We start from the raw sequence: 26,984 nt of genomic DNA on the forward strand, positions 1-26,984 counted from the left end.
GTCACCGCCGTCTCAGCATGCGCACGGCGTCGAGCCTCGTTCGCGTGTTTATGGTCAGCAGCTCGCCCGACTCGAAGAGGAGTTGCTTAGCCCCCTGAGAGAGTTGAAAGAGATCCATCACTCGGTGGGCCTTGCCGCCGAGTTGGATGATGTCGCCGCGCTGCACGGTGGTCGCCGTGACCTCGATGTTGTGGACCAGTGCGCCGTGAGGGGCTCGTTCGATCACTGCTTCACCTCCCCGGTCGTGGGCCAGTCGGACGCTGAGTGGCATGCGCAGTCGCACACCTCATAGACCACCGGGAGTTCGGTCGGCGCCGAGGCAGGAGTGGACTCTGAGCAGGTGGAGTGTGTGCCGATCCGGCATGCCGTCGATCTGTAGGGGGCTGTCGAGGCTGCCGCGATGTAGGGCTGTCGGCGATGAGACATCAGTGGGCCCTCGCAAGGGTCGACCAGGCCTCAGCCGGTAAATGAGGAGCAATGACCACAGGGCGCGTACGTGCGCGCTTCTCCCAGGCCAACACGTACGGGCGGACGAGCGCGACGTCCTCGCCAGGGAGCGAGTGCCGATGATTCCCGCCCACGGAAGCCTGCCTCAGGACGGCCGGCGACGCGTCAGCACCGGCGTGAGCGGCTCGAACGGTCGGCAGCACAGGAGGCATTAAGGAGCGGCGATGCCTGCCTCTCGGAAAGTACCGCGCCCTGGTGAGCAAGGCGGCACGGCGGATACGGTTGAACACGCTGCTCAGCTCCTATCGCTGATGGCTCGGTCCCCCGACATCGCCCGTCGTTGGGACCGCTTTGTTGACGACCGCCCAAAGGGTGCGGCCGTTCAGGCTGGTGGCCAGGAGCCCGAAACGGTCGGCTTCCGCCACCGCCTCCAGGACCTCCCGCCATAAGTCGGCCGGGAGTGACTCCGGCAGCTCCACCTCGACCGTCGTGTACCGGTCGTGCTCCTCCACGCGCGCGGCAAGCCCGACGTCGGACAGCCGGGCAGCGATGGCCGCCGCGCTAACTCCCGAAGCGGGCACAGGGCAGCCTCCGTCAACCGGCGATCACTTTCAGTGAAGCTAGTTAACTAGATTAGAGCTAGTGGACTAGATTTTCCATATGCCTGAGCAGCCGCCCTATCTCCGCGTCGCCGACGAACTCCGGCGGCGAATCGCGGAGCGCGTATGGGAGCCCGGGGATCGCCTGCCGTCCCGCGCCCAGATCGGCCAGGAGTGCGGGGTCGGCGAGAACGTCGTCCGCCGGGCTCAGGAACTGCTGATCTCGCAGGGCGTGTTGGAGGGCCGCGCCGGCTCGGGCACCTACGTCGCCGAGCCCCGGCAGCGGGTACGCATGGTCCGGTCGTCCGCGCGCGAGCATCCCGACGGGTCGCCGTTCCGGGCGGACATGAAGGCCTTGGGCAAGCAAGGGGACTGGGAGAGCCGGACCGACGCCAAGGTCCCGGCGCCTGCCGACATCGCGGTACGGCTCGGGATCGCCGAGGGCGACCTGTGCGTCCGCACGACTTACGAGTTCCTCGCCGATGGCAGGCCTCTGCAGCTCTCCACGAGTTGGGAGCCGTACGACCTCACCGCCGGCACACTCGTGGTCCTCCCGGAAGGCGGGCCGCACGCCGGTGCCGGAGTCGTGAACCGTATGGCCGCAATCGGCATCACCGTCAGCCATGCCGTCGAACAGCCTGAGCCCCGGCACGCGACCGCCGAGGAGGCCTCGCTCCTGGGCATCCAGAAGTCAGCGCTCGTCACGCACATCCGGCGGACGTACTACAGCGACGAGGGGCGTCCGGTCGAGACGGCGGACATCGTCGTGCCCGCCGCCCAGTGCGAGATCGTCTACGAGATCCCGATCAACGGTTCGTAGCAGTTGCTGCGCCAGGCCGATCGGGAACTGTCGGTCACCTCCGGCGTTGGACGTACCAAGCCGCCGCCACCACGATGAGGATCGCGATCACGAACGCCCACACCGTCGTTGCGGCGTGGTACGAGCGGTAAGCCGTCAGAGCAAGCATGTACAGGCGGATACCCGGGGCGGGCGCCTTCAGCCGACAGGCGTCACCCGCCCTGGTCGAATGCGTGTCGAAGGCGTCGCCCAACCGCGGCCGTGGCCCGGATAACACGAGGACACAGGGGGCTCGTTGGTGATCTCGCCCAGTCTCTTCTAAGCGCTTGGCCGCAGGTTCGAGTCCTGCCGGGGGCGCAAGCTTCCGCCCTCCCTTTGGGAGGGCATTTTTGCTGGCCAGGCTCGCGAGGATCGACACACGTCAGCCCCGGAGGCCCTCACGGCGATCGAGAGCAGACTCGGGGCCGTCGGCTGCCCGTCTGATCAGCCGCCGCAGCGGGCCTGCCCGGACGCGATCGGTCGGTGGTGCAGCAGCGGATCACCGTCCACCAGCTGCCGGTGCGCATCGACGTCGATGGCGTCAAAGGATCTTCCGGCGTGATCGCTTGGCAGATCGACACCGTCTGAGGGACACCTGAGGGACACCTGAGGGACACCGAGTGCGGCTCAGGCCAAGCGCCTGTACACGCCCCCGCTCCGGGTCAGGTGCTGAAGGTCGACCAGATATCGCCGGAGGGTCACATGGTCGACGTCGCCGTCCTCGCACCAGGCGCGGAGCTTGTCGTTCACGACGCGCTCGGGGTAGTCGACGTCCGGGACGAAGGTCTGGTCGGCGATGCAGCGCAGGACGAGCTGCTTGCGGGTCCACTGGGCCGGCAGGCGCAGGAGGCGGCCGTCGCGGACGAAGGTGCGGAGGACCATGTCGGTGCGCTCGTCGCCGGTGGCGGGGGCGTCGGCCGCCGGCTCGGGGCGTCCGGCGCGGGCCAGCTCGCGGAAGAGGTCGTAGCCGACGCGCAGGGTGCCGTCCTCGTCGGCGGTCACCGCGCCCTGCTCACGCAGCCTCAGCAGCGCGGCGGCCGTCGCCTTGGGGGTCAGTCCGGCCCGCTCGGCCACCTCAGCGGGGCCGGCCGCGCCGAGTGCCACCGCCGCGAAGGCCCGTACCCGGCTCTCCTCCGCCCACAGCCCGATCAGCCGCGCCGCGGATCGCTCCTGTGCCGGCTGTCGTGTCGGCCGCCGTGCCGGCTGTCTGTTCGTCGTCTCCATCCCGTGAGGCTAGTGGAGCTGCCCTTCCCGAACAGAGCCAATTTCCTTCATGCGTTTCCTTCATGCGTCTCCTTCTTTCGTTTCGTTCATTCGTTTCGTTCATTCGTTTCGTTCAGCCGTTCCCCTACGTCCGACCTGCTTCAAAACGAGTGATCCGTCCGTCCGTGCCGTGACCCGCCCACACCACCCGCGTTGAACGGGAAGTGCGGCGGCGAGTCACGCTGTCGTGTGCATCGAGTCAGAAGGAGTACGTGATGTCTCGCATCGCGAAGGCTGCCGGAGTCGCTCTCGGCACGGGTGCCGTGGTCCTCGGCGGGGCCGGCCTGGCGCTGGCGGACGCGGGCGCCCACGGCGCGGCTGTCGGCTCGCCCGGCGTGCTGTCGGGCAACCTCGTCCAGGTCCCCGTCCACATTCCGGTCAACGTGTGCGGCAACACCGTCAACGTCATCGGCCTGCTGAACCCCGCGTTCGGCAACACCTGCGCCAACGTCGACGGCAACGGCCACCACGACGACGATGACGACAAGAGCGGCGACCACGGCGGTTACGGCTACGGCAACTGACCGTACGCCCCGCACGGCCAAGAGCCCCGGCACTCCGAGCGCCGGGGCTCTGCCTTGTCCGCGGGGCGCGGGCCGCCGACAGGGCTCAGCCGTACCTGTACACCCGGCTGACGTCCTCCAGCTGATCGGGGGTCACGTCCCACGGCGGCAGCCGCTCGTAGCGCGCCACGATCCGACCGCGTTGGCTGTCGCCGGACGCCGGCGGCCGCGCGGGCAGATAGCGGTGCGCGCTGTGCCGCCGCTGCCACCGCTGCCAGCACAGGTCGATGAAGGCGTGGTGCAGCCAGAACACCGGGTCGTTGACGGAGGCGCCGCCCACCATCGCCCCGCCGACCCAGCGGTGCACCCGGTTGTGGTTGCGCCAGGCCGCGCTGCCGCTGCCGCTCCCCCAGCCCTCCAGCTTGTTGCGGAAGCCCCGGGCGGAGGTCGAGTTCCAGGGCGAGACGTCGTACACCGGGTCGCTCAGCGCCCACTCCAGGTCGCTCCTGGTCGGCAGGGCGATCGGGTCGCGGCGGCGGCCCAGGTCCCGGGTGAGGAACTCCCCGTCGGTCACGCCCTCCTTGAGGGTCCAGTTGCCCGTCCGGTAGGCGAACGGGCCCGTGGTCACCTGCCGGTCCCAGCTGCGGCCGTTGCCGCCGAGCAGGTCGGACGTCCACGGCACCGAGGACGTCGTACGGTCACGCGTCCAGTCCCAGTAAGGCAGTGTCACCGACGAGTCGACCCGGCGCAGCGCCTTCTCCAGCTCCATCAGGAACTTGCGGTGCCAGGGCAGGAACGAGGGCGCCATGTGGGCCGTACGCAGGCCGCCCTCGCCGTCGGAGACGTAGTACTCGATGTGCGTCCGCACGAACTCGTCGTACTCACCGCGTCGTTTGATCTCCAGCATCGCCCTGACGAACCGGCGTCGCTCGGCGCTCGTCAGGGTGCTGACGTCCTTACGGACGTACGCCATCGTGTCCCCCCTGATGCGTGTGTTCCCGTACGTGCCGCCCGGCCTCCTCGCGCAGTTTCTGTGCCGGGCCGAGCTCGTCGACCGCGGCGCGGGCGGCCTCCAGCGGGGTGGCGTAGGAGGCGTAGTGGTCGACCATGGTCAGCCAGGTGCCGTCGGCGCGGCGCATCAGATGCAGCGGACGGCCGTCGACGGTGACATGCCACTCGCCCTCGCCGAAGGTGCGGCCCGGCAGGTTCTTGACGCCGCGGATGTGGTGGCCCTGGTACATCTCCTCGAAGGCGTCGTCGCCCGGCCGCCCGTCGTCCGGCCGCTCCCGCTGCACGGGCCGGGAGGCCGCCACCACCGGCGCCAGCGCCAGGGCGCCCGCCGAGGCGAGCAGGCCTCGCATCACGTCCCGCCGGGTCCCGCTCACCGGTGCCGGTCCGGCCGGCCCCGGCGGTCTCCCGGGTCCCTGCTCGGCCCCGACCGCCACTCCGCCGACATCTACGGCCATCGCGCTCTCCTCGTCCGGTTGGCTCCAAAACTCCGTACCGGTAACCGCCGATCGGCCCAGCCGGTCACCGTCGGTACGTCCATATGAGGAACACCCCAGAAACGCCGCGGGGCCCGGACGCCACCTGCCGCCCGGGCCCCGCGCTCACGCACCGGCCACGGTTCTACGGCCGTACGGCCGCGGTCACTTCCGCTCGTACGGCCCGCCCCCGAGCGCTACAGGCCCCCGCCGGCCCCCAGCTCGGCTTCCGGCACGGTCTGCAGGACCGGCGTGAGGACGCCGGCCTCGGGCAGCTTGAGGTCGGGCAGGCCGAAGGCGTCGGGGTTGGGCGGGGTGAGGGGGGCGTCCAGGGTCAGGCCGGGGGCGAGGGTGCGCAGGTCGGACGCGGGGGCGCCGAGGGCGACGTGGTCGAAGTCGTCGCCGAGGACGTGCGGCACCGGGGTGCGCAGGCCGAGGCCGGGCAGGCCGCCGCTGACCGGCAGCTGCGGGACTGCACGCTCGGGCAGCAGACGGCCCTCGACGTACCGCGGGCCCGCGGGGTCGCCCGGCATCGGCACGGGCACCTCTCCACCGAGCTCGGGCAGCTCCATGCCCAGGGACTGCTCGACGCCCTCCAGCGGCACGGGGACGGGGACCGTGCCGGCCGCTGCGGCGGGGGTCGCGGCGGCTCCGACGGCAGCCGCGACACCGGTGAGCACGGCGGCGAGGGTTCCTCGGGTGGTCGGCTTCATGTCAGGTACGGGCCTTTCCGGGGTCGGCTTCTCAACGTCCGTACCTCGTAACGACTCCGTACGCGTCGAGCGCGCACAATTCCCCCGTCTGCCGCAGTAGTAGGAGAGTCAGCTTGTCCAGAAGTCCCACCAACGCGTCAGCACGAGCATGCCGATCACCCCCAGATGCAGCACCGGCGGCACCCACGGGAACTCGTCGAGGAACGTCCTCGCCCAGCCGGGCGCGGGCAGCAGGCCCCGGCGGACGGTGAGGGAGAGGACGTACCAGAACAGCACGACGGTGGCGACCCACGCCAGGCAGCACCACAGGCACAGGGCGTTGATCCGGTACAGCGACTCGAACTGCAGCCAGGAGACGAAACCGACCCCGAACAGACAGCCGGCCAGGAACGTCAGCCAGTACCAGCGGGGGAAGGCGGCACCGGCCAGCAGGCTCATGCCGACGCAGATCACGACGGCGTAGGCGGCCAGGCCGAGCATCGGGTTGGGGAACCCGAACGCCTCGGCCTGGTCGCTCTCCATGACGCTGCCGCAGGACACCACCGGGTTCAGACTGCAGCCGGGCGTGAAGTCCGGGTCCTCCAGGAGCTTGAACTCGTCGATGGTGATGACCCAGGACGCCAGCAGCCCGGCCGCTCCCGTGAGCACCAGCAGCAGGGCGAAGGCCCGGCCGGTGCCTTCCGCCCGCATTCCCGCGGTGGCGGCGCTCACGCCGGTCAGGCGCGCAGGGTGCGTGCGGGCAGGACGACGTGCGCGGCGGCGGTCAGCGTCTCGTCGGCACCGGCGAACGCGGCGAGCGCCTCGGGCTCCACGGGCTTGCCGGGCTCGGCCTCGGGCCAGGGGCGGGTGGTGAACACCAGGTACGCGTAGCCGCGTTCGGCGACGGCGGCGAGCCACTCCGCGGGTGCGGGGCACTGGGCGTTCAGCGGCGGCAGGTTGAGGACGGCCTGGCCGGCCTCCACGAGCAGGCTGACCGGCAGGCTGGGCTTGGCGTTGCCGTCGACCAGGTCGCCGCCGACGGGCAGGTCGTTGTCGGCGAGCATCTGGGCGACGGCGGCGCTGGTCGCCTCCGGACCGCCGGGGCCGTCACCGAGGGGGTAGGCGAGCAGATAGGGCATGTCGCCGCCGTCGGGGGCCTCGCCGCTCCAGGCCATCACGACGAGGGTGCCGAGGTCGGCGGGACGGACGGGTGCGCTGGGGCTTGTGGTCACCGCGCGACCTTATCGGCGGGGCGGAAGGCCGCCGGGCGGGTTCTCACCCGCCCGGGGGACGCTTTCCGGGTGCTCCACACGAACGAGGGACGCGCCTCGAACGCGGAATCAGCCGGACCGAATCAGCCCGACGGAACCAGCCCGCCCGAATCAGCCCGACCGAATCGGCTCGACGGAATCGGCTCGATCGGCTCGACGGAATCGGCTCGATCGGCTCGACGGAATCGGCTCGATCGGCTCGATCGGCTCTGCCGAATGCGGCGCCGCTTTCGAAAAGCGCGACGCGCCCGAAAAGAGCGGGAAAGGAGGCGCTCAGCTCTGCAGCGGAAGGCCACCGAGCAGGCCGCCGCTGGAGTTCAGCGCGGTGGTCGCGCCCTTGACGGTGTTGAGCACGGAGTCCTTGTTCTCGGTGTTGAGCGCGTCCGACTGGTGCTGCAGCGGCATCACGTCGGCGGCCTTGAGGTTGCCGCTGGTGATGTGGTTCACGGCGCCGTCGGCGCTGGTGAGGGTGTTCACGGCGCCGGTGAGGCTGGTGGGCGTGAGGTCGGCGGGGCTCTGGGCGAACGCGGGGGCGGTGGCACCGGCGAGGGCCAGGGAACCGGCGACGACAGCGGCAGCCTTCAGGGACTTCATCATGGTCCTTTCCATGGGGAATTCCGACGCCGTGCACAACGACTTACCCCGCGGGCCGGAAACCCCGTACGCAGAAGAATTTCTGCATCGCCCGTCCCTCGTCCGGGATACGCGACAGCCGTTGCCGCCGGGCCCTGGTCGGAAACCGGTGGCAACGGCCGTCCGGCCGGCGCGGCGTCAGACGCCGGGCAGCGGCGGCACCACAGCGGCAGGCGCCGCGGGCACGGCGGGCGCCTCGGGCAGAACCGGCGCCGCCGGTACCGCGGGGACCTCAGGCACCGCAGGGACCTCAGCCACCGCGGGCACCTCAGGAAGCTCAGGCACCGCGGGTGCGGCCACCGACAGGGCCGGCAGCTCCGGCAGCTCCGGCAGCTCCGCCTCCGGCAGGGTCGGCGCCGCCAGATCACCGCCCAGCAGCGCCGAGGTGAGCAGGTCCACCAGCCCGGTCACCAACCCGGTGGCCGCCGGGACCACGCCGTCGGCCTCACCGGAGGTCACACCGGAGGTCACGTTCTGGACCAGGGTGTCGATCAGGCCCTGCAGGTTGGTGAGCAGGTCGTCCGTGGCGTCGGCGGCCGAGGTCTTGTCAGGCACGGCCGGCACCGCAGGCACCGCAGGCACCGCAGGCACGGCAGGCACCACAGGCACGGCCGGCTTCGACGGCTCGGCCGGAGCCGCGGCCGCGAGGTCGTCGAGGGCCTTCTTCGCGGCGTCGGCGAGCTGCTTGGCCTGGTCGGCGGCGAGCCGGCCGTTGTCCGCCCGCAGGGTTTTCGTGACGAGGTCGGTGACGGGGGTGACGGCGGAGCCGAGTCCGCTCAGGCTCTCGGCCTGGGCGAGGAGCGCGTCCGCGCCGGCGACGGGCGCTCGGGACGCCGCCTGGGTGCGGTCCTGGGCGGAGCCGCTGTCGGCCGCCACCGCGGCGGGGCCGGCGATTCCGAGGACGAGGGTGGCGCACAGGGCGGTGAACGCGAGACGCCGTACGGGCAGACCACGCATGGGGGTTCCTTTCGATGGTGCGTCGGGCCTTGGATCAACCGTGCGAGTGGCGGTCACCTGCTGCAACCGGACGAACACTCAACGTTGTGGCATCGGTCACATTCGTTACGCACTCTCACCGCCCGATAGAGCGTCACCGCTGGTCACAGGAGTGCCGGAGCGGGACCCCGGCCGCCCGCCCGCACTGCCCGTTCGGCGCAGCACGACGAACCGGCCGCCCTCCGGGAAGCGGAGGACGGCCGGTCGCGCGGGAACGCGTCGTGACTCAGTCGTTGACGCAGGTGTTGCCGAAGGCCGGGTTCAGCAGGCCGATGATGTCGACGGTGTTGCCGCAGACGTTCACCGGCACGTGGATCGGAACCTGGACGGCGTTGCCCGACAGCACGCCCGGGGAGTGGGCGGCGACGCCGTTCGCGCCGGCGTCGGCGGAGGCGACACCGGCACCGCCGGCGACGGCCGCGACAGCGGCGGAGGTCAGGACCAGGCCCTTCGCGATACGCGACATGGAGAGGTGCTCCTTGGGGTTGACGCAAACATCCGGGCGGGGATGCCCGGCGCTGTGAAAACGCGCGACGCGCCGGGGGGTTGTGCCGCCAATGGGGTGATCCCGCCGAAGACCCGGCGCCACCATTGCGACACACATGACCGCTTTCGGCGGATTAATACGGATAGCGGCTAGAGTTGCGGATCTCCCGGAGCACGTCTATAGCCAGCAAATCGCACGAAAGGGCATCGCCGTCATGCGCACTCCCTTCTGTTCGTTGCTGCTCGGTCCACAGTCGTCCCTGGTCGGCACGTCGGGGGCGCGTGTACCGGCGTACGCGCACACGCGCGACGACGCCTCGGCGGCGTTCGAACGGCGCGGAGCTCTGGGCAGAGGGGGTGACCAGCCGCCCTTCCGGCTCGTTTCCTCACGGGACGCGGCGTGGGCCGGCGCGCACTTCGCCGGCGTCGACACCCAGCAGTGATGCGCGTTCCCGCACGTTCCCAGCGTCACCCGTGAGCGAGGAAGCCCGCGCATGCACCAGTCAGCAACCGACCCTCCGTTGCGGGTCCTCCACGTCACGCAGCCCGTCGACGGCGGGGTCGCCCGGGTGGTCGCCCAACTGGTCCGCGCCCAGTGCGACTCGGGCGCGCGGGTCACCGTGGCCTGTCCGGACGGTGCGCTGACCGCCGTACTGCGCGAGGCCGGTGCGCGGGTGCGGGCGTGGGACGCGACCCGTTCGCCCGGGCCCGCGCTGGCCGGTGAGGTGCGCGCGCTCGGCCGGCTGATCGGGGACGTACGGCCCGAACTGGTGCACGCGCACAGCGCGAAGGCGGGTCTCGCGGGGCGGCTGGCGGTGCGCGGGCGGATCGCGACGGTGTTCCAGCCGCACGCCTGGTCGTTCGAGGCGGTCGGCGGCACCACCGCCGCGCTCGCCCTCAAGTGGGAGCGGTTCGGGGCGCGTTGGGCCCATCGCACGGTGTGCGTCAGCGAGGCCGAGCGGGAGCGGGGCGTGCGCGCCGGGATCACCGCGCGGTGGAGCGTCGTACCGAACGGCGTCGACCCGCGGGTCTTCCACCCGGCCGCCGCGGACACCGTACGGGCCGCCCTGCTGCCGGACGTCGGGCCCGCCGCACCGCTCGTGGTGTGCGTGGGCCGGCTGTGTCCGCAGAAGGGGCAGGACGTGCTGCTCGACGCGTGGCGCACGGTCGTACGGCGGGTGCCGGACGCCCGGCTCGTGCTGGTCGGGGACGGCCCCGACCGGGAGCAACTGGCGTCCTCCGCACCGGAGTCGGTGCTGTTCACCGGGGACGTGGCCGACCCGGCGCCCTGGTACCGGGCGGCCGATCTGGTGGTGCTGCCCTCGCGCTGGGAGGGCATGGCGCTGGCGCCGCTGGAGGCGATGGCGTGCGCGCGGCCGGTGGTCCTGACGGACGTGGACGGCGCCCGCGAGAGCCTGCCGCCCGGGCTCGCGCCCCGCTGCCTGGTGCCTCCCGGCGACCCGGCGGCGCTCGCCGAAACCCTCGTCGACCTGCTGCGCGACCCGCCGCTGCGGGAGTCGCTCGGCCACCAGGGGCACCGGCACGTCCTCGCCGCACACGACGTCCGGCACACCTCCGCGGCGGTATGGGACCTGTACCGCGAACTGCTCGGCGGCGTCCGGACCGCGGCGCGTGTCGCGCCCACCGAGTACAGGGAGTCCATCCACTCGTGACCGCGGAAAGCACCGTCCCCTCGCCCGGCGCCCAGCCGCGGGACCACGGATTCCACGCCCTGTCGGTGCTGCCGCCGCGCGGCCGCACCACCGGGTTCCACTTCCCCGCCCGCAGGCCCCCGGCCCGCCCCCGCACGTCCCTGCCGCTGCTGCTCGCCGACGCCTCGGCCGCGGGCGTGGGCGCCCTCGCGCTCACCGAACGCCGCCCGGTCATGGTCGCGTTGCTGATCGCCGCGACCATGCTGCTGCGGCACCCGCACCCGCCCCGGCGCGTCGACGGCGTCCTCGACGAACTGCCCTCCCTGTGCGGCCGTGTCACCGTCGTCTGGCTCGGCCTCGGGGCGCTCGTCGCGGCGTACTCCCCGCAGGCCGCGCTGCCGGCCCGCACCCTGGCCCTCGGCATCGCCACCCAGGCGGTGGCGGGCTGCGCCGGACGCGCGCTCGTGCACTGGGAGCGCCGCGCGGCCCTGCTGCACCGCCCGCGTGCCGCGCTCGTCGTCGGCCCCGCGGACACCGCGCAGCGGGTCGCCGCCGCCGTACTGCGCCACCCGCGGTGCGGGGTGCGGCCGGTCGGGATCGTCGCCGACCGGCCCGACGGCACCGGCGGGCTGCCCGTCCTCACCACCGGCGCCGAGGTGCAGCGCGCCCTCATCCAGAACGCCGTACGGGATGTGCTGGTCGTGCACCCGTCGGCGCGGGCGCGGCAGGCCCCGCTGTTGCGGGCGCTCGCCGAATCGGGTTGCTCGGTGTGGGAGTTGGACGCCGCCTCGCCCTCCTACGAGACCCGCGAGCTGCTCGCCGGATTCTCCTGCAGGCCGCTGCGGCTCGGCTCGGGGCAGCGCGGCAGCACGGGCAAGCGGGCGCTGGACGTGGTGGTGTCCGGGGCGCTGCTGCTCGCGGTGAGCCCGCTGCTGCTGGTGTTTGCCGCGGTGCTGCGGCTCACCGGCGGGCCGGGCGTGGTGTTCCGCCAGGAGCGCATCGGCAAGGACGGGCGCCCCTTCACGCTGCTGAAGTTCCGCACCCACCGCCCCGTCGACGCCCACGAGTCGGCGACCCGCTGGAGCGTGGCGAACCAGCGGGACATGCCGTGGTTCTGCCGCTTCCTGCGCCGCACCTCCCTCGACGAGCTGCTCCAGCTGTGGAACGTCTTCCGCGGCGACATGAGCCTGGTCGGCCCCCGTCCCGAACGCCCCTACTTCGTCGGACAGTTCAGCCAGACCTACCCCGGCTACGCGGCCCGCCACCGCATGCGCACCGGCATCACCGGACTCGCCCAGATCAACGGGCTGCGCGGCGACACCTCCATCGAGGACCGGGCGCGCTTCGACAACGCCTACATCGACAACTGGTCGCTGTGGCAGGACATCTGCATCCTGCTGCGCACCGCGGCCACGCTCGTGCGTCCGACGGGGAGCTGACCCGATGACCCTCGCCCTGCCGCGGGCGCCCCGTCGTTCGCCGTCGCCGGTGTGGCCGGTGGTGGCCGTGGTCGCCCTGCTCGGCCTGCCCCTGACGTCCGGCGGGGAGGGCGGGGCGGGGCCGGCCGACGCGCTGTCGGCGCTGGTGGTCGGCTGGTGCGCGGTCCGCCTGCTGCGACATCGGCGGCGTCCGCTGAGCCGTACGGCCGCGGTGGTGCTGGCCCTGCCGGTGGTGGGGCTGGCCCTGGCCGCCGTCGGCGCGTCCTCGCCCGGGGCCGGGCTGACCGGCCTCGGGCGCTATCTCCAGGTGTTCGTGCTGGTGCCGGCCGCGGTCGTGCTGCTGATCCGCGACCGGGCCGACTTCCGGCTGCTGGCCTGGGCGTTCGTCGGTCTCGCCGGGTGGGAGGGCGCGGTCGGCGTCCACCAGTACGTCACCGCGACCGGCGCCTCCTACCAGGGCGAGCCGATCCGGGCCGTGGGGACCTTCGGCGCTCAGGACGTGATGGGCATGGCGACCGTCGTGTCCTTCGGCCTCGTCTGCGCGGTCGGCCTCGCCCTCGGCCGCGCCCCGCTGCGGCAGCGGGCCCTCGCCGTGGCCTGCGCGCTCGCGCTGCTGGTGCCGCTGGCGCTGTCCTTCAGCCGCGGCGCCTGGATCGCCACGGCGGTGACGTGCGCGGCCCAGCTGTGCCTGGCCGGGATGCGCAGGGCGCTCACGGCGGGCGCGGTCGTGCTCGCCGCCGGGGTGCTGCTGGTCGGCGGGCTCGGCACCGGCACGGCCATGCTGGAGGAACGCATCGCCAGCATCACCCAGGTCACCGACGCGCCGGACCAGTCCGTCACCGACCGGTACAGCATGTGGGCGGCCGCCGCCGGCATGTGGCGCGAGCACCCGCTGACCGGCGTCGGTCTGAAGGGGTTCCCCGAGTACCGCGACACCCACTCCTCGCTCGCGCTGTCCTCCGGCAGCGACACCGACGGCGCGGGCGCCGGGTTCCGCAGGCAGCCCCTGCTGTCCCCGCACAACATGTACTTGCTGGTCCTCTCCGAGCAGGGCCTCGTCGGTCTGCTGGCCCTCGCGGGCAGTTGGCTGGCCCTGCTGGTGTGCGCCCTGGCCGGGCTGTGGCGCGCGCGCCGCACGGGGGCGGCCCGGGACTGCGCGCTGGTCTCCTGCGGCCTGCTGATCTGGCAGCTCACCGACTTCGTGTACGCCGACATCGGCGGGCCCTCGACGGTCGTGACCGCGGTGGTCCTCGGCCTGGCGGGCTGGTGGGCGCTGGCCGGCGGGGGGCAGACGCGGGGTCGGGAGACGCTGGGCACGGCCCCGTCCCGTGCGCTCCACACCGAGGGTGCCGCGCGATGACGGTGACACCTTCCCAGCCGCCCCGGACCGAGGGCACGGCGAGCGTCCCACCGGCCCGACCAGCCCAGCGGTCCGACGACTCGGCGGTCCCCCGGCCGGCCGTGCCCGCGCCCTGGCCGCAGGAGGCGTGCGCACCGCCGTGCGCCCCGACCTCGCCCCCGGACGGGACCCGGCACAGCGCGCAGCCCTCACACCCCCCTGCCCGCCCCGCCCCGCACACCCGCGGAACGCACCACACCGCCCACACCGCGCACACCGCGCACACCGAACACACCGAACACACCGAACACACCAACGGCACCAACGGCACCAACGGCACCGACGCCACCGACGCCACCGGGAAGCGTCCCCCCGAACTCCCCGCCGCCTCGCGGCGCTTCCTCGCCCGGGCCGCCCTCGTCACCGCGTCCCTGTCGGTCGCCGGAGCCCTGCTGGGCCTGGTCCGGGACCAGGCGCTGGCCCGGCTGTTCGGGGCGGGCAGCGACACGGACGCCTTCCTGGTGGCCTGGACCGTGCCGGAGTTCGCGGCGACCCTGCTGATCGAGGACGGCCTGGCGTTCGCGCTGGTGCCTGCCTTCAGCGTGGCGCTGGCCCGGCGGGCCCGGGGCGGCCCCGGCGACCCGGTGCGGGCGCTGGTGGCGGGCACCCTGCCCCGGCTGGCGCTCGCCTTCGTGGCGGCCGGCGGGCTGATCATGCTGGCCGCCCCGTATCTGGTCCGGGCCCTCGCCCCCGGACTGCCCGACCCGGGCCTCGCGGTCGACTGCACCCGCCTGACCGCCACCAGCGTGCTCAGCTTCGGGCTCGCCGGGTACTGCAGCGCGGCCCTGCGCGCCCACCGGCGGTTCCTGGCGCCGGCCGCGATCTACGTGGCGTACAACATCGGCATCGTCGGCGGGATGTTCCTGCTCGGCGGGCGCTGGGGCGTGCGTTCGGCGGCGATGGGCGTGGCGGTGGGCGGCTGTCTGATGCTGGCCGTCCAACTGCCGTCACTGTTGAAGGAATTGCGGCGGAGGAGCCCTCGTGAACTCGGTGAGCGGCCGGCGCGGGAGCGGCCGGTCGGGCTGGCCCTGATCGCGACCGTGCTGCTGTTCGCGCTGTGCCGTCAGTCCCAGGTCCTCATCGAGCGCTTCCTCGGCTCCCAGCTGCCCTCCGGCGCCATCTCGCACCTCAACTACGCCCAGAAGGTGGCGCAGATGCCGATGGTGCTGTCGCTGATGCTGTGCACGGTCACCTTCCCGGTCGTCGCCCGCGCCCTGGCCGACGGCGACACCGAGCGGGCCCGCGACCGGGTGGAGCGCGACCTGGCGCTGGCCGCCTGGGTGGTGCTGCTCGGCGCCGCGACGGTGGTCGCCTGCGCCCCGCAGATCGTGGAACTGCTGTTCCAGCGCGGCGAGTTCACCGCGAGTGACACCGAGGCCACCGCCGGGGTGATGCGGGTGTACGCGGTCGGGCTGCTCGGCCACACCCTGGTCGGCGTCCTGGTGCGCTCGTACTTCTCCGCCGCCCGCCCCAGCTGGTACCCGGTCGGCGCGATGGCCGTCGGGGTCCTCGCCACCTCCTGGATCGGCGCCCTGACGGTGGGCCCGTGGGGGGTGCTCGGCATCACCGCCGCCAACGCCGCGGGCATCAGCGCCACCGCCGTCCTGCTGCTGGCCGGGATGCGCACCCGCAGCGTCCCCATCCGGGTCCGCCCGGTGCTGCGCGAACTGTCCCGCCCGCTGGGCGCGGCGCTCGTCGCGGGCGCGGCCGGGGTGTTCGCCGCGGCCCGTTTCCCGCAGCCGCTGCCCGGCCTCGCCGTGGGTGGTGCCACCGTCACCGTCGTCTTCGTCCTGGCTGGCTGGGCGCTCGGCGCCCAGGGCATCGCACCCGCACTCCGATCCGTATCGCCCGCGACCCGAAGGCACGCGCATGGCCGCAACCGTTGACACCGACAGACGACCCCCCGGTACCTCGATCCCCTGGGTGGCGATGTACCACTCCGTCGCCGACTGCTCGGACGACCCGTACCGCATCACGGTCACTCCCGAACGCCTCGACGGACAGCTGGCCTGGCTGCGCCGCCGCGGACTGACCGGCGTCTCCATCACCGACCTGCTGACCGCCCGCGCCCGCGGCGAGAGCGCCGGCCTGGTGGGACTGACCTTCGACGACGGATACGCCGACTTCGTCACGGCCGCCCTGCCGGTGCTGCGCCGCCACCGCTGCAACGCCACCCTGTTCGTGCTGCCGGGCCGGCTCGGCGGCGACAACGCCTGGGACCCGCTGGGCCCGCGCAAGCCGTTGCTGACCGCCGACGGCATCCGGCGGGCCGCCGCCGAGGGCGTGGAGATCGGGTCGCACGGCCTCACCCACATCGACCTGACCCGGGCCTCCGACCCCGAGCTGGAAACCGAGGTCGGCGAGAGCAGAGCACTGCTCGCGGAGCTGACCGGTGCTCCGGTCAGCGGGTTCTGCTACCCGTACGGCGCCGTCGACAGCCGTGCCGTCACCGCCGTCGCCGCGGCCGGGTACGCCTACGCCTGCGCGATCGACCCGGGCCCCCTCACCGGCCCGCTGGCGCTGCCCCGGGTGCACATCGGGCAGCGCGACACCGCCGTACGCCTGTATCTCAAGCAGCGGCTGCACCGGCTGCGCCGCCGTCCGGTGGAGGACACCCGATGAAAGCGCTGCATGTGATCACCGGGCTCGGTGTGGGCGGGGCGGAACAGCAACTGCGGCTGCTGCTGCGGCATCTGCCGGCCGACTGCGACGTGGTGACCCTCACCAACCCGGGCGCGGTCGCCGACGGGCTGACCGCCGACGGGGTGCGGGTCACCCACCTCGGCATGAGAGGCAACCGCGACGTCGCGGCCCTGCCCCGCCTGGTCCGGCTCATCCGCTCCGGCGGCTACGACCTCGTCCACACCCACCTCTACCGCGCCTGCGTCTACGGCCGTCTCGCCGCGCGTCTCGCCGGGGTGCGCGGGATCGTCGCCACCGAGCACTCGCTGGGCGACTCCCAGATGGAGGGCCGCCCCCTCACCCGGGGCGTGCGCGCCCTGTACCTGGCAACCGAACGCCTGGGCCGCTCCACCGTCGCCGTCTCCCCCACGGTCGCCGACCGCCTCAGGCACTGGGGTGTCCCCGAACCCCGGATCGAGGTCGTCCCCAACGGCATCGACCTGACCCGCTTCCGCTTCGACCCGCTGCAGCGCCACCGCACCCGCCAGCGCCTCGGCCTGCCCGAACACGCCTACGTCGTCGGCGGGGTCGGCCGCCTCATCGCCGGCAAACGCTTCGACGTCCTGGTGCGCGCCCTGGCCCGGCTCCCCCGCGACCACTGGCTGCTGCTGGTCGGCGGCGGCCCCGAGGAGAACGTGCTGCGCCGGCTCGCGCACGAGGCGGGTGTCGCCGACCGGGTGCTGTTCACCGGCGAACGCCCCTGCCTGCCCGACGGCTCCCCCGGACCCGACCTGCCGTCGCTGACCTGCGCCATGGACCTGCTGGCCTCGCCGTCCCCCGAGGAGGCCTTCGGCCTGGCGATCGTGGAGGCCCTCGCGGCCGGGCTGCCGGTGCTGTACGCCTCCTGCCCCGCCGTCGAGGACCTGCCGGCGAGCGCCGCGTCGGGTGCCCGGCGCGTGACCGGCGGACCGGACGCCTTCGCCGACGCGATCGCCGGGGTCCGCGCGGCCGGGGCCGCGTCCCGCACCGCCCCGGAGGCGGCCCACCACTACAGCATCACCCGCAGCGCCGCCCGGCTCATGGACGTGTACGCGGCAGCGGTCCGTCCCCTCGACGTCCCGATCACCCCAGGAGTGAGCTCCGCATGACCGACAAGACCTCCGCACAGCACCGCGCGGCCCGGCCGCTGGCCCGCGCCAAGGCCCTGCCGCCCTGGACGCTGGTCGCCGCCGGCGTCCTGGCCGGCGGGGTGCTGGGCGGCGCGTACGGGGCGCTGAAGACCCCCGCCTACACCGCGACCAGCTATGTCGTCGCCGTCCCCGCCGAGAGCTCCGACCCGTCGGCCGCGCTCGGTTTCGCGCAGGCCTACGGCAGGGTCGCCACCCAGCTCGCGGTGCTCGGCGACGCCCAGGTGTGGGCGGGCGTGCCGGTGAGCACCCTCAGGTCCAGTGTGCGCACGGCGACCTCGCCGGACGCGCCGATGGTCGCGGTCACCGCCACCTCCTCACGGCCCGACCTCGCCGCCGACATGGCCAACGCCGTCTCCCGCGCGCTGACCCGGCACGCCAACGACACCTCCGACGCCACCCACGTCGAACTGGAGGAGTTCGCCCGCGCCGTCGAGCCCACCGAGCCGTCCTCGGCGTCCCCGGCGCTCACCGGCCTGGTCGGCGCGAGCGCGGGCGGACTCCTCGGCGGCATGTTCCTGCTCGTCCGCCCCCGCCGCACCGAGCGCCCGGAGGGCCCCACCGCGTCCCTGCCCTCCCCGGCCGTCGCCGCCGACACCCGCGGGGCGCTGTGACCACCAGCACCGCGCACCCGGCACGCACCAGACGGCCCCTGGCGTACACCGCGGAACTGGTCACCGACCCCGCCGTCTTCGCCGCCCTCGCCCCCGCCTGGGCCCGGCTCCACCGGCGGTGCTCGGCGGCGACCCCGTTCCAGAACCACGCCTGGCTGCACTCGTGGTGGCTGTCGTACGGCCGCCCGGGCCGGCTCCGGCTCTTCCTGGTCCGCGACGCCGACGGCGAACTCGCCGCCGCCGCGGCCCTGACGGCCGTACGACGTCCCCTGCCGGCCCTGGTGCCGCTGGGCGGCTCCGTGTCCGACTACGGCGACGTCCTGCTGGCCGACGAGCACGCCGACGGCGCGGCCGCCGCGCTCACCGGGAGTCTCGCCGAGGCCGCCCGTACCGCGCTGATCGACCTGCGCGAGGTCCGTCCGGGTGCGGCAGCCGAGCGGATCTACGACCGCTGGAGCGGGCCGCGCCACCGGCTGAGCGACTCCGTGTGCCTGGAGCTGCCCGCGCTGCCGATGGACGAGCTGGTCGCCCGGCTGCCCTCCGCCAAGGCCCAGCAGCGGGCCCGCGCCAAGCTCCGCAAGCTGCGCACGCTCGGCGTCCGGCGCGAGATCGTGCGCCCCGACGAGGTGGACGGGGCCCTGCAGCGGCTGCTCGCCCTGCACCGGCTGCAGTGGCAGGGCCGCAGGGTGACCGGCGAGCATCTGCGGCCCCGGTTCGCCGAGCACCTGGTCCGCGCGGCCGGCCCGATGGTGCGCTCCGGGGACGCGGTGGTCACCCGGTTCCACCTCGACGACGACGTGGTCGCGGTCGACCTCACCCTGACGTCCCCGCGGCTGGCCGGCGGCTACCTCTACGGCGCCCACCCGCTGCTGCGCGAGCGCAAGGCGGATGTGGCGGTGATGCTGCTCGACGCCTGCGCCGCGCACCTTCCGACGAGCGGGCCCGGCACGTTGAGCATGCTGCGCGGCAGCGAACCGTACAAACTCCACTGGCGGCCCGACCCGGTCGTCAACCAGCGGCTGCTGCTCGCCCGCGGCAGCACCGCCCCGCTGCTGGGCGCCGCGCTCGCGCAGGCCGGGGCCCGGCGACGGGCCGGGCAGCTGCTGACGCGGTGGCGTGAACGCGACGGCGGCGGCAGGTCCTGACCGGGCCTGCCGCCGGGGTGACGCCGGGGTGACGCCGGGGGGGTCGCGTGGGCTCAGCCCAGCCGTGACCACCAGTCGAACCTGGCGCACAGCTTCCCGCCGAGCCAGTGCTCGACCCAGTCGCCCAGCTCCAGCGGCGAGCAGTTCACCGGCGGCTGCGCGGGCTGCGTGGGCTGGGCCGGGACCGGGGTGGTGGGTGCCGGGGTGCTCGGCTCGGGCACCGGTGTCTGCCCACGGCCCGACAGCGCCACCCGGTAGACCTGCGAGGCCCGCGGATTGTGCGAGCACTGCCACACGCCGTGCGGGCAGTAGTCGGTCAGCGTGTTGTACAGCGCGTCGTGCTCGTCCATCCAGGCGAGCATCCGCCGCATGTAGTCGGCGTTGTCCCCGTTGCGGAACAGCCCCCACTCCGGATACGAGATGGCCTTGCCGTGCGCCTTCGCGAACTCCACGTGGTGCCGCAGTCCGTAGGGCTCGTTCACCTGCTCGTCGAACGACAGGCCCTCCGGCTGGTCGTAGGCGTCCATCCCGACGATGTCGACGGTGTCGTCACCGGGATAGCACTGTGTCCAGGGAACGGCGTCCCGGCCGCGGCTCGGCGTGAAGTCGAACCTGAACTTCTGCCCCGGCACCGAACGCATGGCGGTGACGATCCGGTTCCAGTACGCCTTCCACGACTCCGGGTCCGGGCCGCAGCGGTGGCTGTAGGTGATGCCGTTCATCTCCCAGCCGAGCACCAGGACCGTGTCCGGCACCTCCAGCGCGACCAGCCGCTCGGCCAGGGCCCGGAAGTGATGATCGAACTCCCCGGCCGCGCCGCGCCGCAGCAGACCGCGCACCTGGACGTCGGACAACCCCTCCTCGTTGCGCTCCAGCATGGGCACGTTGAGGACGAGCATCCGGTCGGCCTTCTCGGTGCGCCAGTCGGCCCACACGTCCAGGAACCCCGGCAGCCCCTCGATGTTGCTCCAGCGGTCGCCGGGCAGGTAGGTGTGCGCGACGCGGAGCTCGGCGCCGCCCAGCCACTCGCTGAACTCGGCCATCCGCGCCACGCCGCGCGCGTCGTAGTCCAGGTAGGCGCCGAAGGCGGGTTTCTTCGGCTCGGGGGACAGGGCCGGGGCCGTCTCGGGAGACACGGGCGGCTCGGCCGTCGCGGGCGCCGGGGGCATCGGCGCGGGAGCGGGAGGGTCGCCGACCGCCACCACTCCCAGTCCCGCGGCGAAACCGGGACCGGACGCCAGGGCGGCCGACGCCGCGACCGTCGCCGCGACGAGCGCCAGCCGCCGGGACCGGGACCAACGTTGCTGTGGGGCCATGCCTGCTCCTTTCTCCACTCTCGCGCTGTTCTTCTGACGTGTGCTCTCGTCCTTTTCGGTCAGGAGCTATTGACACTGAGTCATATGAACGGCCGGCACGCGAGTGCGGTTACGGCGTCCGAGTGCGCCCTGCCACCACACGGGTGAGCGGGCCGCACACACACGCGTGCGCCCCGGGCGACGACAGCGGGGTCGTCGTCCGGGGCGCGGCAGGTCACAGGTGCCGGGCACCTGCGGTCATCGACGGGACGCGGATCGGCCTCGTCGGTAGAGCAGGACACCGCCCGCGATCAGCACGGCGCTGACCCCCGAGGCGGCGATCATGGCCTCGCTGCCGGTGTCGGGCAGGTGCGGCGGGTGCCCATGGTGCCCGCCGGGCGGCGGGGTGTGCGGCGGGGCGGTGTGCGGGGGCGGCGTGGTGTGCGGAGGCGTCGTGTGCGGCGGCGTCGTGTGGGGTGGCGACGTGTGCGGCGGCGGGGTGGTGTGCGGAGGCGTCGTATGCGGCGGCGTCGTGTGAGGCGGCGTCGTATGCGGCGGCGGGGTGGTGTGAGGCGGCGTCGTATGCGGCGGCGGAGTGGTGTGCGGAGGCGTCGTCTGGGGCGGCGGCGTCGTGTGCGGGGGCTTGGTGTGGGGCGGCTTCGTGTGCGGCGGGTAGCTCGGCGTCTCGCCGTAACCGCCGCCGGGAGTCGGCCCGTTGCCGCCGTAACCGCCGTTGTCTCCGTAGCCGTCCTGGCCGCCGTGGCCGCCCTTGTCTCCGTGGTCGTCCCGGCCGCCGTGGCCGCCGTAACCGCCGTTGTCTCCGTAGCCGTCCTGGCCGCCGTGGCCGCCGTGGTCGCCGTGCTCCTCGCAGGCGTCGCCGTGGCCGCCGGCGTCCGCGCCGATCAGGTCGGCCGTGTCCCCGCACGGGTCCCCGGAAAGGCCGGCGGACGTCCGCACATGTGCGGGGGAGTCCGAGGCGGCCCCGCCGGACACGTAGTCGGCGAGGGCGGGGCTGCCGCACAGAGACAGGATGCTCGTCGCGGCGGCGGCCGTGACCATTCCCCTACTCAGGGTCTGTCGCAATCTCGTTGTCTTCCTGCTTGATGAGGATGGGAAAGGCCGGCCCCGGAACGTGTTGAGGTTCGGTCCGAGGCCGGCCGTGGCGCAGCCGCGCGGTTACGTGCTCGACTCGACGACGTCAGTCGTTGATGCAGGTGTTCCCGACCGCCGGGTTCAGCAGCGCGAGCACGTTGATGGTGTTGCCACAGACGTTGACCGGGACGTGGATCGGAACCTGAATGACGTTGCCCGAGAGGAAACCCGGGGAGCCGACAGCGGCACCCGCGGCCTCGGAGTCGGCGAAGGCCGGCGCGGCCCCGCCCAGGGCCAGGATCATGCCCGCGACGACAGCAGCGGTCTTCTTCATGGTGTTTCCCTTCTCTGCGGTCATGCCGTTTGGACGGCCGAAGCCGAGCGAGCTCAACTGGGGTGGCTCGCACCATGACCTACAGCTCTCGTACGCAGAGATTTACAGTCGGTGGGACGACGGAACGTGCCGCGCCGGGGAATTCACTCGAATGCCCCACGCCACGGCGGAGCCGTGCCCCGATGAGAGCAGGCCGAGCCGTTCCCTGCGGGGTCGCGGGAAAGACCGCGAGACATGGAAAGGCGGCCCACCGGAACGTCAGCGGGCCGCCTGTGCGACGCGGGGGCGGGAGGTCCTCAGTCAGCCTCACCGTTCGCCGACAGGACCGCCAGGTCCTCCAGGATGTGCGACAGGGCACCGTCCCGCTTGACGTTGCTGCTGTTGTCGGAGCACTGCTGGTCCAGGTCGTCCGACAGGATCGGCACATCGTTGATCGGCACGATGTTGATGATCGGGACGTGGATGTCCTCGAGCGCGGCGCAGGGCTTGTTCAGCGTGCCGTCGACGAGCGAGAGCTGCGGGCTCATGTTGCCCGAGGTCGCCGAGTTACCGAACGCGGTCTCGGCACCGTTGCCGTTTGCCACCGTCGGGCCCTCGTCGTTGCCGATGGCAAGCGCGTGAGGAGCGGCAGCCACCGACATACCGATCACAGAAGCGGCGGCCGCCGCGGCGACCATTGCCTTCTTGAACACTTCGCGTTCCTTTCCTGTAGCGACGCTGTGTCCTACGACCTCATCAACCCGGCGCCCGGCGTTTGGTTGCGGGCGTTCACCCGCTTGGCGGCATCGGCCTTCCGGTTTGACGCCGACGGCAGCGGCATGGGGGACCGTCGCGCTGTGGGCCGACCGAGTGAATGGGAGAAACCGCCGCCGCCTGGAGGAGTTGAACCAGAGCGCTCCGGTGGACGGGGTTTACGAGGAAAGGACTGGCCAAGTGATCAAGAAGGTTGTTGCCTACGCGGCGATCGCCGCTTCCGCCATGGGAGTCGCCGGGGCAACCGCGCCGCAGGCCGTGGCGATCGGGGACGACGGTGGTCCGTGGACCGCCAACGGCAACGGTGCCGTGCAGAGCTTCGGCAACTCCGCCACGTACGGCAACATGAGCCCCCAGATGGCGTTGATCCAGGGCTCCTTCAACAAGCCGTGCATCGGCCTGAACGACGTGCATGTCCCGGTCCTGAACATCGTGCCGATCAATGACCTGCCGATCCTGTCGGACGACATGGACCAGCAGTGCGTCGAGAACTCCACGCAGAGCAAGCGTGACGGTGCGCTGGCCCACCTGCTGGAGGACGTGTCGATCCTGTCGGGCAACGGCGAGGGCTGATCCACGGCTCTGTGGAAGGGCGGGCCCGCAATTGTGGCGGGCCCGTCCTTTTTCATGTGTCCGGCCCACGCTGCTGGGGGTGCAGGGTGCATCCGGTCGGCGCGGAAGTCGTCGTCTCCAGACGACAGGCCCTAGGAGACGACGTCCTTGCGGGCGAAACCGCGGAAGGCCAGCGCGAACAGCACCAGCGCGTACGTGATGGACAGCGCGGTGCCCTGGATCATGCCGGACCACTCGGGGCGGGGCTGGATGGCGTCGGCCCAGGCGAACTGCCAGTGCGCCGGCAGGAAGTCGCGCCAGCCGCCGAGGGCGGTCACCGCGTCCAGGACGTTGCCGACGATGGTCAGGCCGACCGCGCCGCCGACCGCGCCGAGCGGCGCGTCCGTCTTGGTCGACAGCCAGAACGCGAGCCCTGCGGTGACCAGTTGGGAGACGAACAGGTAGCCGACGACCACGACGAGCCGCTGCGCGGCGGTGCCCGCGGTCAGCTCGCCGCCGGTGGGGATCTCCAGCGGGCCCCAGCCGTAGGCGGCGGTGCCGACGGCGAGGGCGACGACCGGCAGCAGGATCATCGCGGCGAGGCTCGTGCCGAGGCCGACGGCCAGCTTGGACCACAGCAGGCGCGCCCGGGGCACGGGGGCCGCGAGCAGATAGCGCAGGGAGGACCAGCCGGCCTCGCTCGCCACCGTGTCCCCGCAGAACAGGGCGACGGGGATGACGAGCAGGAAGCCCGCGGACACGAACAGGTTCACCGCGGCGAAGTTGGCGCCGGAGGCGGTCGCCGTGTCCATCAGGGTGACGCGGCCGTCGGTGCCGTCCGGTTCCCCGCCGATGGCGAAGGCGACGACCAGCACGAACGGCAGGGCGGCGAGGATCGCGCCCATGACCAGGGTGCGGCGGCGCCGGAGCTGGCGGACCAGCTCGACCCGCAGGGGCAGGGTGCGGCCCGCACGGTAGCCGGAGGCGGCCTCGGTGAGCGTGCTCATGCGGTACCTCCGATCAGGGTGAGGAAGGCGTCCTCCAGGCGGCGGTGGGGGCCGACCGAGGTCACCGGCACGTCCAGGCGGACCAGTTCGGCGATCAGGCGCTGCGGGGTGCCTCCCGCGTCGCCGGCGTCCAGCCGGACCAGCAGGCCCTCGCCCGTCCGGGCCGCCGAGGCGACGCCGGGCAGCGCGGTCACCTTCTCCACCACCGCGTCCTCCAGGGGCGCGGCGGTGCCGATGAGCAGGGTGTCGCCGTTGCCGGTGATCTCCTCGACGGGTCCGGCCTGCACCAGGCGGCCGCGGTCCATGACGACCAGGTGCGTGCAGGACTGCTCGACCTCGGCCAGGAGGTGGCTGGAGACGATGACCGTGCGGCCGCCGGCCGCGTAGCGGATCATCACCTCGCGCATCTCGCGGATCTGGGGCGGGTCCAGACCGTTCGTCGGCTCGTCCAGGATCAGCAGGTCGGGCAGGCCCAGCATGGCCTGGGCGATGGCGAGGCGCTGGCGCATGCCCTGGGAGTAGGTGCGTACCGCGCGGGCGAGCGCGTCGCCGAGCCCGGCGATCTCCAGGGCCTCCTGAAGGTGGGCGTCCTCGGCCGGGCGGCCAGTGGCCCGCCAGTACAGCTCCAGGTTCTCCCGGCCGGACAGGTGCGGCAGGAAGCCCGCGCCCTCGACGAAGGCGCCGACCCGGGAGAGGACCGGGGCGCCGGGGCGGACGGCGTGGCCGAAGACGCGGACCTCGCCGCCGTCGGGCCGGATCAGACCCATCAGCATGCGCAGGGTGGTGGTCTTGCCCGCGCCGTTCGGCCCGAGCAGGCCCAGCACCTGGCCCTTCTCCACCCGGAAGGTCAGGTCGCGGACGCTGTAGCGGTCGCCCTTGGCGTACTTCTTGCTCAGCTCCGTGATCTGCAACGGCACCTCGGCCAGCGCCGGGTCCGGCGCGGGCGCGGCGGTGCGGCGGCGGGCGCCGAGCAGCAGGGCGAGCGCGGTCACGGCACCGGCGAGGGGCAGCCACCACACCCAGGCGGGCAGCGGCGCGGCGGCGGTCTCCACGCGCGGGGCCGTCGGCACGGACAGGGCGCTCTCCAGGGAGACCGTGTACGCCGCCGGGGCCGCCGGGGAGGCGTAGCCGAGGTCGGTGGAGGCCAGGACCAGGCGCAGGCGGTGGCCCTTGTCGACCTCGTGGTCGACGGCGGGGAGGGTGAGGGTGACGTCCCGGCCGGCCTTGGGGAGGTCCTCGATCCGGACCGGGGCCACCAGCTGCGACGGCAGTACCTGCTGTCTGCCGCCCGGGCCGACGTCGTAGACCTTGGCGAACAGGACCGCGTCCGCGCGCGTCGAGGCCACGTGGACCCTGACCGTGGGCGCGCCGGTGATCCGCAGGCTCTGCCGCAGGGGCGCGGAGTCGAAGCGGGCGTGCTGGCCGGGGAAGTCGAGGGAGACGCCGACGCCGAGGGAGGACAGCCGGGCGAGGCCGCCGCCGGTGCCGAGGCCGGGCAGGGCGGAGACGGCGGGCGGGCTCGCGCCGGCCGGGTTGGCGAAGGTCTGCTCGCGGCCGGTCAGCGCGATCTCGCGCGGGGCGGAGCGCAGGCCCGGGTAGGTGTCCGCGCTCGCGCCCCGCAACTGGGCGGTGCCGTCGGTGGAGTCGACGCCTCCGGTGCGGGTGACCCGGAAGGCCGGGCCGGTGTCGGCGGCCCTGTCGCCCTTGAGGTGGCGGTCGAACCAGGCCGTGACCCGGGAGCGGACGCGGTCCGTCTCCGGGTCGCCGCCGTCATGGCCGCCGGCGATCCAGTCGACGTCGACCGGGGCGCCGTTGGCGCGGATCGCCTTCGCCGCCGCGTCGGCGTGGTCCAGCGGGAAGAGGGAGTCCGTCTGGCCCTGCATCAGCAGGGTGGGCACGTCGATGCGGCCGGCGACCGCGGACGGCGAGCGCTCGGCCAGCAGCGCGCGGGCCTCGGCGTCCGGGGTGCCGGACTCGGCGACCCGCTCGTACATCGCGCACAGGCGCGGCTCGAACGCCTCGCAGCCGCCGCCGGAGTTGACGAAGACGCCCGCCCAGAGCCTCTTGAACACGCCGCCGGGGAACAGGGCGTCGGCGAGGTTCCAGTAGGTGATGGCCGGGGCGATGGCGTCGACCCGGTCGTCGTGTCCGGCGGCGAGGAGGGCGAGCGCGCCGCCGTAGGAGGCACCGGCGACGCCCACGCGCGGGTCGCCGGGCCGGTCGAGGCGGACCTGGGGCTGCCGGGCGAGCCAGTCGATCAGCTTCGAGGCGTCGGCGACCTCGCCGCCGGCGGCGTTCAGCCCGATCCGCCCGGTCGACTCGCCGAAGCCGCGCGCGGACCAGGTCAGCACCGCGTACCCGGCGCGGGCGAGTTCCCCGGCCTGCTCGCGGACGTCGGCCTTGCTGCCGCCGAAGCCGTGCGCGAGGAGCACGGCGGGGCGGCGGCCGGCGGTCGCCGACGTGAAGTAGGAGGTGTCGATCCGCACGCCGCCCGCCCCGGCCAGCACCTGGTCGGTGCGGCGCACCTCGGGCGGCTCGTCGGAGGCCGCGGCTGTCCACGTACCGGCCCCGGCGAGCACGACGACGGCGGCCACGGCGGCGGCCAGCCGCCGTGGCCCGCGCAGCAGGCGCCGCGGTCCGGACACGCGAAGATCCATGCGCCCACCGTACGGGCCGCCACC

At 73.2% G+C, this 26,984-nt stretch carries 28 protein-coding genes; 11 read left to right on the forward strand and 17 right to left on the reverse strand.

Translation table 11 applies throughout. From position 1 onward, the window contains the following. Nucleotide 1 precedes the first annotated feature (1 nt). The gene (locus tag ACIGXJ_RS05015; protein WP_399641687.1) at nt 2-226 is read right to left on the reverse strand and encodes a hypothetical protein; all 225 of its coding nucleotides are present in this window, start codon (nt 224-226) and stop codon (nt 2-4) included. 523 nt (nt 227-749) lie between these two features. Continuing rightward, complete coding sequence (locus ACIGXJ_RS05020; protein ID WP_399641689.1) at nt 750-1,028, reverse strand: hypothetical protein; 279 nt, start codon at nt 1,026-1,028, stop codon at nt 750-752. Nucleotides 1,029-1,107: 79 nt separating this feature from the next. On the opposite strand from ACIGXJ_RS05020, the gene ACIGXJ_RS05025 reads away from it, so the two are divergent. Beyond that, the gene (locus ACIGXJ_RS05025; protein ID WP_399641691.1) at nt 1,108-1,866 is read left to right on the forward strand and encodes a GntR family transcriptional regulator; all 759 of its coding nucleotides are present in this window, start codon (nt 1,108-1,110) and stop codon (nt 1,864-1,866) included. Nucleotides 1,867-2,511: 645 nt separating this feature from the next. On the opposite strand, the gene ACIGXJ_RS05030 is transcribed toward ACIGXJ_RS05025, so the two are convergent. Further along, entirely contained in the window at nt 2,512-3,108 is a 597-nt protein-coding gene (locus ACIGXJ_RS05030; protein ID WP_399641692.1) for a DUF2087 domain-containing protein, read from the reverse strand. Nucleotides 3,109-3,362: 254 nt separating this feature from the next. Here ACIGXJ_RS05030 and ACIGXJ_RS05035 point away from each other — a divergent pair, with 254 nt between their 5' ends. Beyond that, the gene (locus tag ACIGXJ_RS05035) at nt 3,363-3,671 is read left to right on the forward strand and encodes a chaplin (RefSeq protein ID WP_399641694.1); all 309 of its coding nucleotides are present in this window, start codon (nt 3,363-3,365) and stop codon (nt 3,669-3,671) included. Nucleotides 3,672-3,756: 85 nt separating this feature from the next. Here ACIGXJ_RS05035 and ACIGXJ_RS05040 read toward each other — a convergent pair whose 3' ends face one another. From ACIGXJ_RS05040 to ACIGXJ_RS05075, 8 genes are all read right to left on the reverse strand, one after another. After that, the gene (locus ACIGXJ_RS05040; RefSeq protein ID WP_399641695.1) at nt 3,757-4,623 is read right to left on the reverse strand and encodes a tyrosinase family protein; all 867 of its coding nucleotides are present in this window, start codon (nt 4,621-4,623) and stop codon (nt 3,757-3,759) included. Further along, the gene (locus tag ACIGXJ_RS05045; RefSeq protein WP_399641697.1) at nt 4,607-5,116 is read right to left on the reverse strand and encodes a tyrosinase family oxidase copper chaperone; all 510 of its coding nucleotides are present in this window, start codon (nt 5,114-5,116) and stop codon (nt 4,607-4,609) included. The genes ACIGXJ_RS05040 and ACIGXJ_RS05045 overlap by 17 nt, the downstream gene beginning before the upstream one ends. A 215-nt stretch (nt 5,117-5,331) precedes the next feature. Next, the gene (locus ACIGXJ_RS05050; RefSeq protein ID WP_399641699.1) at nt 5,332-5,847 is read right to left on the reverse strand and encodes a hypothetical protein; all 516 of its coding nucleotides are present in this window, start codon (nt 5,845-5,847) and stop codon (nt 5,332-5,334) included. A 108-nt stretch (nt 5,848-5,955) separates the two neighbouring features. After that, nucleotides 5,956-6,537, reverse strand: coding sequence for a vitamin K epoxide reductase family protein (locus ACIGXJ_RS05055; protein ID WP_399642142.1), 582 nt, complete (start codon nt 6,535-6,537; stop codon nt 5,956-5,958). A gap of 26 nt (nt 6,538-6,563) precedes the next feature. After that, nucleotides 6,564-7,001 (reverse strand): DUF5949 family protein, encoded by a 438-nt coding sequence (locus tag ACIGXJ_RS05060; protein ID WP_399642143.1) that lies wholly within the window; start codon nt 6,999-7,001, stop codon nt 6,564-6,566. Nucleotides 7,002-7,370: 369 nt separating this feature from the next. After that, nucleotides 7,371-7,691: a hypothetical protein gene (locus tag ACIGXJ_RS05065; protein WP_399642144.1), complete on the reverse strand. Its 321-nt coding sequence runs from the start codon at nt 7,689-7,691 to the stop codon at nt 7,371-7,373. Nucleotides 7,692-7,868: 177 nt separating this feature from the next. Next, nucleotides 7,869-8,687, reverse strand: a complete 819-nt coding sequence (locus ACIGXJ_RS05070) for a hypothetical protein (RefSeq protein WP_399641701.1) — start codon at nt 8,685-8,687, stop codon at nt 7,869-7,871. 265 nt (nt 8,688-8,952) lie between these two features. After that, nucleotides 8,953-9,192 (reverse strand): chaplin, encoded by a 240-nt coding sequence (locus tag ACIGXJ_RS05075; RefSeq protein ID WP_399641703.1) that lies wholly within the window; start codon nt 9,190-9,192, stop codon nt 8,953-8,955. A 514-nt stretch (nt 9,193-9,706) separates the two neighbouring features. On the opposite strand from ACIGXJ_RS05075, the gene ACIGXJ_RS05080 reads away from it, so the two are divergent. The 8 genes from ACIGXJ_RS05080 to ACIGXJ_RS05115 are packed head-to-tail and all read left to right on the forward strand — an operon-like array spanning nt 9,707 to nt 19,270. Continuing rightward, nucleotides 9,707-10,885 (forward strand): glycosyltransferase, encoded by a 1,179-nt coding sequence (locus tag ACIGXJ_RS05080; protein ID WP_399641704.1) that lies wholly within the window; start codon nt 9,707-9,709, stop codon nt 10,883-10,885. After that, nucleotides 10,882-12,303 (forward strand): sugar transferase, encoded by a 1,422-nt coding sequence (locus tag ACIGXJ_RS05085; RefSeq protein WP_399641705.1) that lies wholly within the window; start codon nt 10,882-10,884, stop codon nt 12,301-12,303. Before ACIGXJ_RS05080 ends, ACIGXJ_RS05085 begins: the two co-directional genes overlap by 4 nt. 4 nt (nt 12,304-12,307) lie before the next feature. Then, the gene (locus ACIGXJ_RS05090) at nt 12,308-13,663 is read left to right on the forward strand and encodes an O-antigen ligase family protein (protein ID WP_399641707.1); all 1,356 of its coding nucleotides are present in this window, start codon (nt 12,308-12,310) and stop codon (nt 13,661-13,663) included. Then, complete coding sequence (locus ACIGXJ_RS05095) at nt 13,660-15,588, forward strand: lipid II flippase MurJ (RefSeq protein ID WP_399641709.1); 1,929 nt, start codon at nt 13,660-13,662, stop codon at nt 15,586-15,588. The genes ACIGXJ_RS05090 and ACIGXJ_RS05095 overlap by 4 nt, the downstream gene beginning before the upstream one ends. Beyond that, a complete protein-coding gene (locus ACIGXJ_RS05100) occupies nt 15,572-16,324 on the forward strand; it encodes a polysaccharide deacetylase family protein (protein WP_399641710.1) in 753 nt (250 codons plus the stop codon). The genes ACIGXJ_RS05095 and ACIGXJ_RS05100 overlap by 17 nt, the downstream gene beginning before the upstream one ends. Continuing rightward, entirely contained in the window at nt 16,321-17,472 is a 1,152-nt protein-coding gene (locus tag ACIGXJ_RS05105; protein WP_399641711.1) for a glycosyltransferase, read from the forward strand. The genes ACIGXJ_RS05100 and ACIGXJ_RS05105 overlap by 4 nt, the downstream gene beginning before the upstream one ends. Further along, nucleotides 17,469-18,125 (forward strand): lipopolysaccharide biosynthesis protein, encoded by a 657-nt coding sequence (locus ACIGXJ_RS05110; protein WP_399641712.1) that lies wholly within the window; start codon nt 17,469-17,471, stop codon nt 18,123-18,125. The genes ACIGXJ_RS05105 and ACIGXJ_RS05110 overlap by 4 nt, the downstream gene beginning before the upstream one ends. A 38-nt stretch (nt 18,126-18,163) precedes the next feature. Then, nucleotides 18,164-19,270 carry a GNAT family N-acetyltransferase gene (locus ACIGXJ_RS05115; protein ID WP_399642145.1) on the forward strand — a complete coding sequence of 369 codons (1,107 nt, stop codon included), beginning with the start codon at nt 18,164-18,166 and terminating at the stop codon, nt 19,268-19,270. Between the two features lie 53 nt (nt 19,271-19,323). Here the strand turns inward: ACIGXJ_RS05115 and ACIGXJ_RS05120 are convergent, their stop codons facing one another. The 4 genes from ACIGXJ_RS05120 to ACIGXJ_RS05135 all read right to left on the reverse strand — a co-directional run bounded on the left by ACIGXJ_RS05120 (nt 19,324) and on the right by ACIGXJ_RS05135 (nt 22,683). After that, nucleotides 19,324-20,586: a glycoside hydrolase family 26 protein gene (locus ACIGXJ_RS05120; RefSeq protein ID WP_399641714.1), complete on the reverse strand. Its 1,263-nt coding sequence runs from the start codon at nt 20,584-20,586 to the stop codon at nt 19,324-19,326. A gap of 237 nt (nt 20,587-20,823) precedes the next feature. After that, entirely contained in the window at nt 20,824-21,624 is an 801-nt protein-coding gene (locus tag ACIGXJ_RS05125) for an LPXTG cell wall anchor domain-containing protein (RefSeq protein WP_399641715.1), read from the reverse strand. A gap of 139 nt (nt 21,625-21,763) precedes the next feature. After that, complete coding sequence (locus ACIGXJ_RS05130) at nt 21,764-22,015, reverse strand: chaplin (RefSeq protein ID WP_399642146.1); 252 nt, start codon at nt 22,013-22,015, stop codon at nt 21,764-21,766. Between the two features lie 272 nt (nt 22,016-22,287). Continuing rightward, complete coding sequence (locus ACIGXJ_RS05135) at nt 22,288-22,683, reverse strand: rodlin (protein WP_399641717.1); 396 nt, start codon at nt 22,681-22,683, stop codon at nt 22,288-22,290. 241 nt (nt 22,684-22,924) lie between these two features. Here ACIGXJ_RS05135 and ACIGXJ_RS05140 point away from each other — a divergent pair, with 241 nt between their 5' ends. Beyond that, nucleotides 22,925-23,317 carry a rodlin gene (locus tag ACIGXJ_RS05140; RefSeq protein WP_399641718.1) on the forward strand — a complete coding sequence of 131 codons (393 nt, stop codon included), beginning with the start codon at nt 22,925-22,927 and terminating at the stop codon, nt 23,315-23,317. A gap of 131 nt (nt 23,318-23,448) precedes the next feature. Here the strand turns inward: ACIGXJ_RS05140 and ACIGXJ_RS05145 are convergent, their stop codons facing one another. Both ACIGXJ_RS05145 and ACIGXJ_RS05150 read right to left on the reverse strand, forming a co-directional pair. Beyond that, the gene (locus ACIGXJ_RS05145; protein ID WP_399641720.1) at nt 23,449-24,303 is read right to left on the reverse strand and encodes an ABC transporter permease; all 855 of its coding nucleotides are present in this window, start codon (nt 24,301-24,303) and stop codon (nt 23,449-23,451) included. Then, nucleotides 24,300-26,960, reverse strand: a complete 2,661-nt coding sequence (locus tag ACIGXJ_RS05150) for an alpha/beta fold hydrolase (RefSeq protein WP_399641722.1) — start codon at nt 26,958-26,960, stop codon at nt 24,300-24,302. Before ACIGXJ_RS05150 ends, ACIGXJ_RS05145 begins: the two co-directional genes overlap by 4 nt. Between the last annotated feature and the right edge of the window lie 24 nt (nt 26,961-26,984).

Origin of the sequence: Streptomyces sp. NPDC053367 (genome assembly GCF_044545925.1) — a bacterium.
In the GTDB taxonomy this organism is placed as follows: domain Bacteria; phylum Actinomycetota; class Actinomycetes; order Streptomycetales; family Streptomycetaceae; genus Streptomyces.

Excerpts from the sequence above, each read along its gene's own strand:
- ACIGXJ_RS05025 (WP_399641691.1), top strand. The coding sequence starts at position 1,108 with ATGCCTGAGCAGCCGCCCTATCTCCGCGTCGCCGACGAACTCCGGCGG.
- ACIGXJ_RS05030 (WP_399641692.1), bottom strand. The coding sequence starts at position 3,108 with ATGGAGACGACGAACAGACAGCCGGCACGGCGGCCGACACGACAGCCG.
- ACIGXJ_RS05035 (WP_399641694.1), top strand. The coding sequence starts at position 3,363 with ATGTCTCGCATCGCGAAGGCTGCCGGAGTCGCTCTCGGCACGGGTGCC.
- ACIGXJ_RS05040 (WP_399641695.1), bottom strand. The coding sequence starts at position 4,623 with ATGGCGTACGTCCGTAAGGACGTCAGCACCCTGACGAGCGCCGAGCGA.
- ACIGXJ_RS05045 (WP_399641697.1), bottom strand. The coding sequence starts at position 5,116 with ATGGCCGTAGATGTCGGCGGAGTGGCGGTCGGGGCCGAGCAGGGACCC.
- ACIGXJ_RS05050 (WP_399641699.1), bottom strand. The coding sequence starts at position 5,847 with ATGAAGCCGACCACCCGAGGAACCCTCGCCGCCGTGCTCACCGGTGTC.
- ACIGXJ_RS05055 (WP_399642142.1), bottom strand. The coding sequence starts at position 6,537 with ATGCGGGCGGAAGGCACCGGCCGGGCCTTCGCCCTGCTGCTGGTGCTC.
- ACIGXJ_RS05060 (WP_399642143.1), bottom strand. The coding sequence starts at position 7,001 with ATGGCCTGGAGCGGCGAGGCCCCCGACGGCGGCGACATGCCCTATCTG.
- ACIGXJ_RS05065 (WP_399642144.1), bottom strand. The coding sequence starts at position 7,691 with ATGAAGTCCCTGAAGGCTGCCGCTGTCGTCGCCGGTTCCCTGGCCCTC.
- ACIGXJ_RS05070 (WP_399641701.1), bottom strand. The coding sequence starts at position 8,687 with ATGCGTGGTCTGCCCGTACGGCGTCTCGCGTTCACCGCCCTGTGCGCC.
- ACIGXJ_RS05075 (WP_399641703.1), bottom strand. The coding sequence starts at position 9,192 with ATGTCGCGTATCGCGAAGGGCCTGGTCCTGACCTCCGCCGCTGTCGCG.
- ACIGXJ_RS05080 (WP_399641704.1), top strand. The coding sequence starts at position 9,707 with ATGCACCAGTCAGCAACCGACCCTCCGTTGCGGGTCCTCCACGTCACG.
- ACIGXJ_RS05090 (WP_399641707.1), top strand. The coding sequence starts at position 12,308 with ATGACCCTCGCCCTGCCGCGGGCGCCCCGTCGTTCGCCGTCGCCGGTG.
- ACIGXJ_RS05095 (WP_399641709.1), top strand. The coding sequence starts at position 13,660 with ATGACGGTGACACCTTCCCAGCCGCCCCGGACCGAGGGCACGGCGAGC.
- ACIGXJ_RS05100 (WP_399641710.1), top strand. The coding sequence starts at position 15,572 with ATGGCCGCAACCGTTGACACCGACAGACGACCCCCCGGTACCTCGATC.
- ACIGXJ_RS05105 (WP_399641711.1), top strand. The coding sequence starts at position 16,321 with ATGAAAGCGCTGCATGTGATCACCGGGCTCGGTGTGGGCGGGGCGGAA.
- ACIGXJ_RS05110 (WP_399641712.1), top strand. The coding sequence starts at position 17,469 with ATGACCGACAAGACCTCCGCACAGCACCGCGCGGCCCGGCCGCTGGCC.
- ACIGXJ_RS05120 (WP_399641714.1), bottom strand. The coding sequence starts at position 20,586 with ATGGCCCCACAGCAACGTTGGTCCCGGTCCCGGCGGCTGGCGCTCGTC.
- ACIGXJ_RS05125 (WP_399641715.1), bottom strand. The coding sequence starts at position 21,624 with ATGGTCACGGCCGCCGCCGCGACGAGCATCCTGTCTCTGTGCGGCAGC.
- ACIGXJ_RS05130 (WP_399642146.1), bottom strand. The coding sequence starts at position 22,015 with ATGACCGCAGAGAAGGGAAACACCATGAAGAAGACCGCTGCTGTCGTC.
- ACIGXJ_RS05145 (WP_399641720.1), bottom strand. The coding sequence starts at position 24,303 with ATGAGCACGCTCACCGAGGCCGCCTCCGGCTACCGTGCGGGCCGCACC.
- ACIGXJ_RS05150 (WP_399641722.1), bottom strand. The coding sequence starts at position 26,960 with ATGGATCTTCGCGTGTCCGGACCGCGGCGCCTGCTGCGCGGGCCACGG.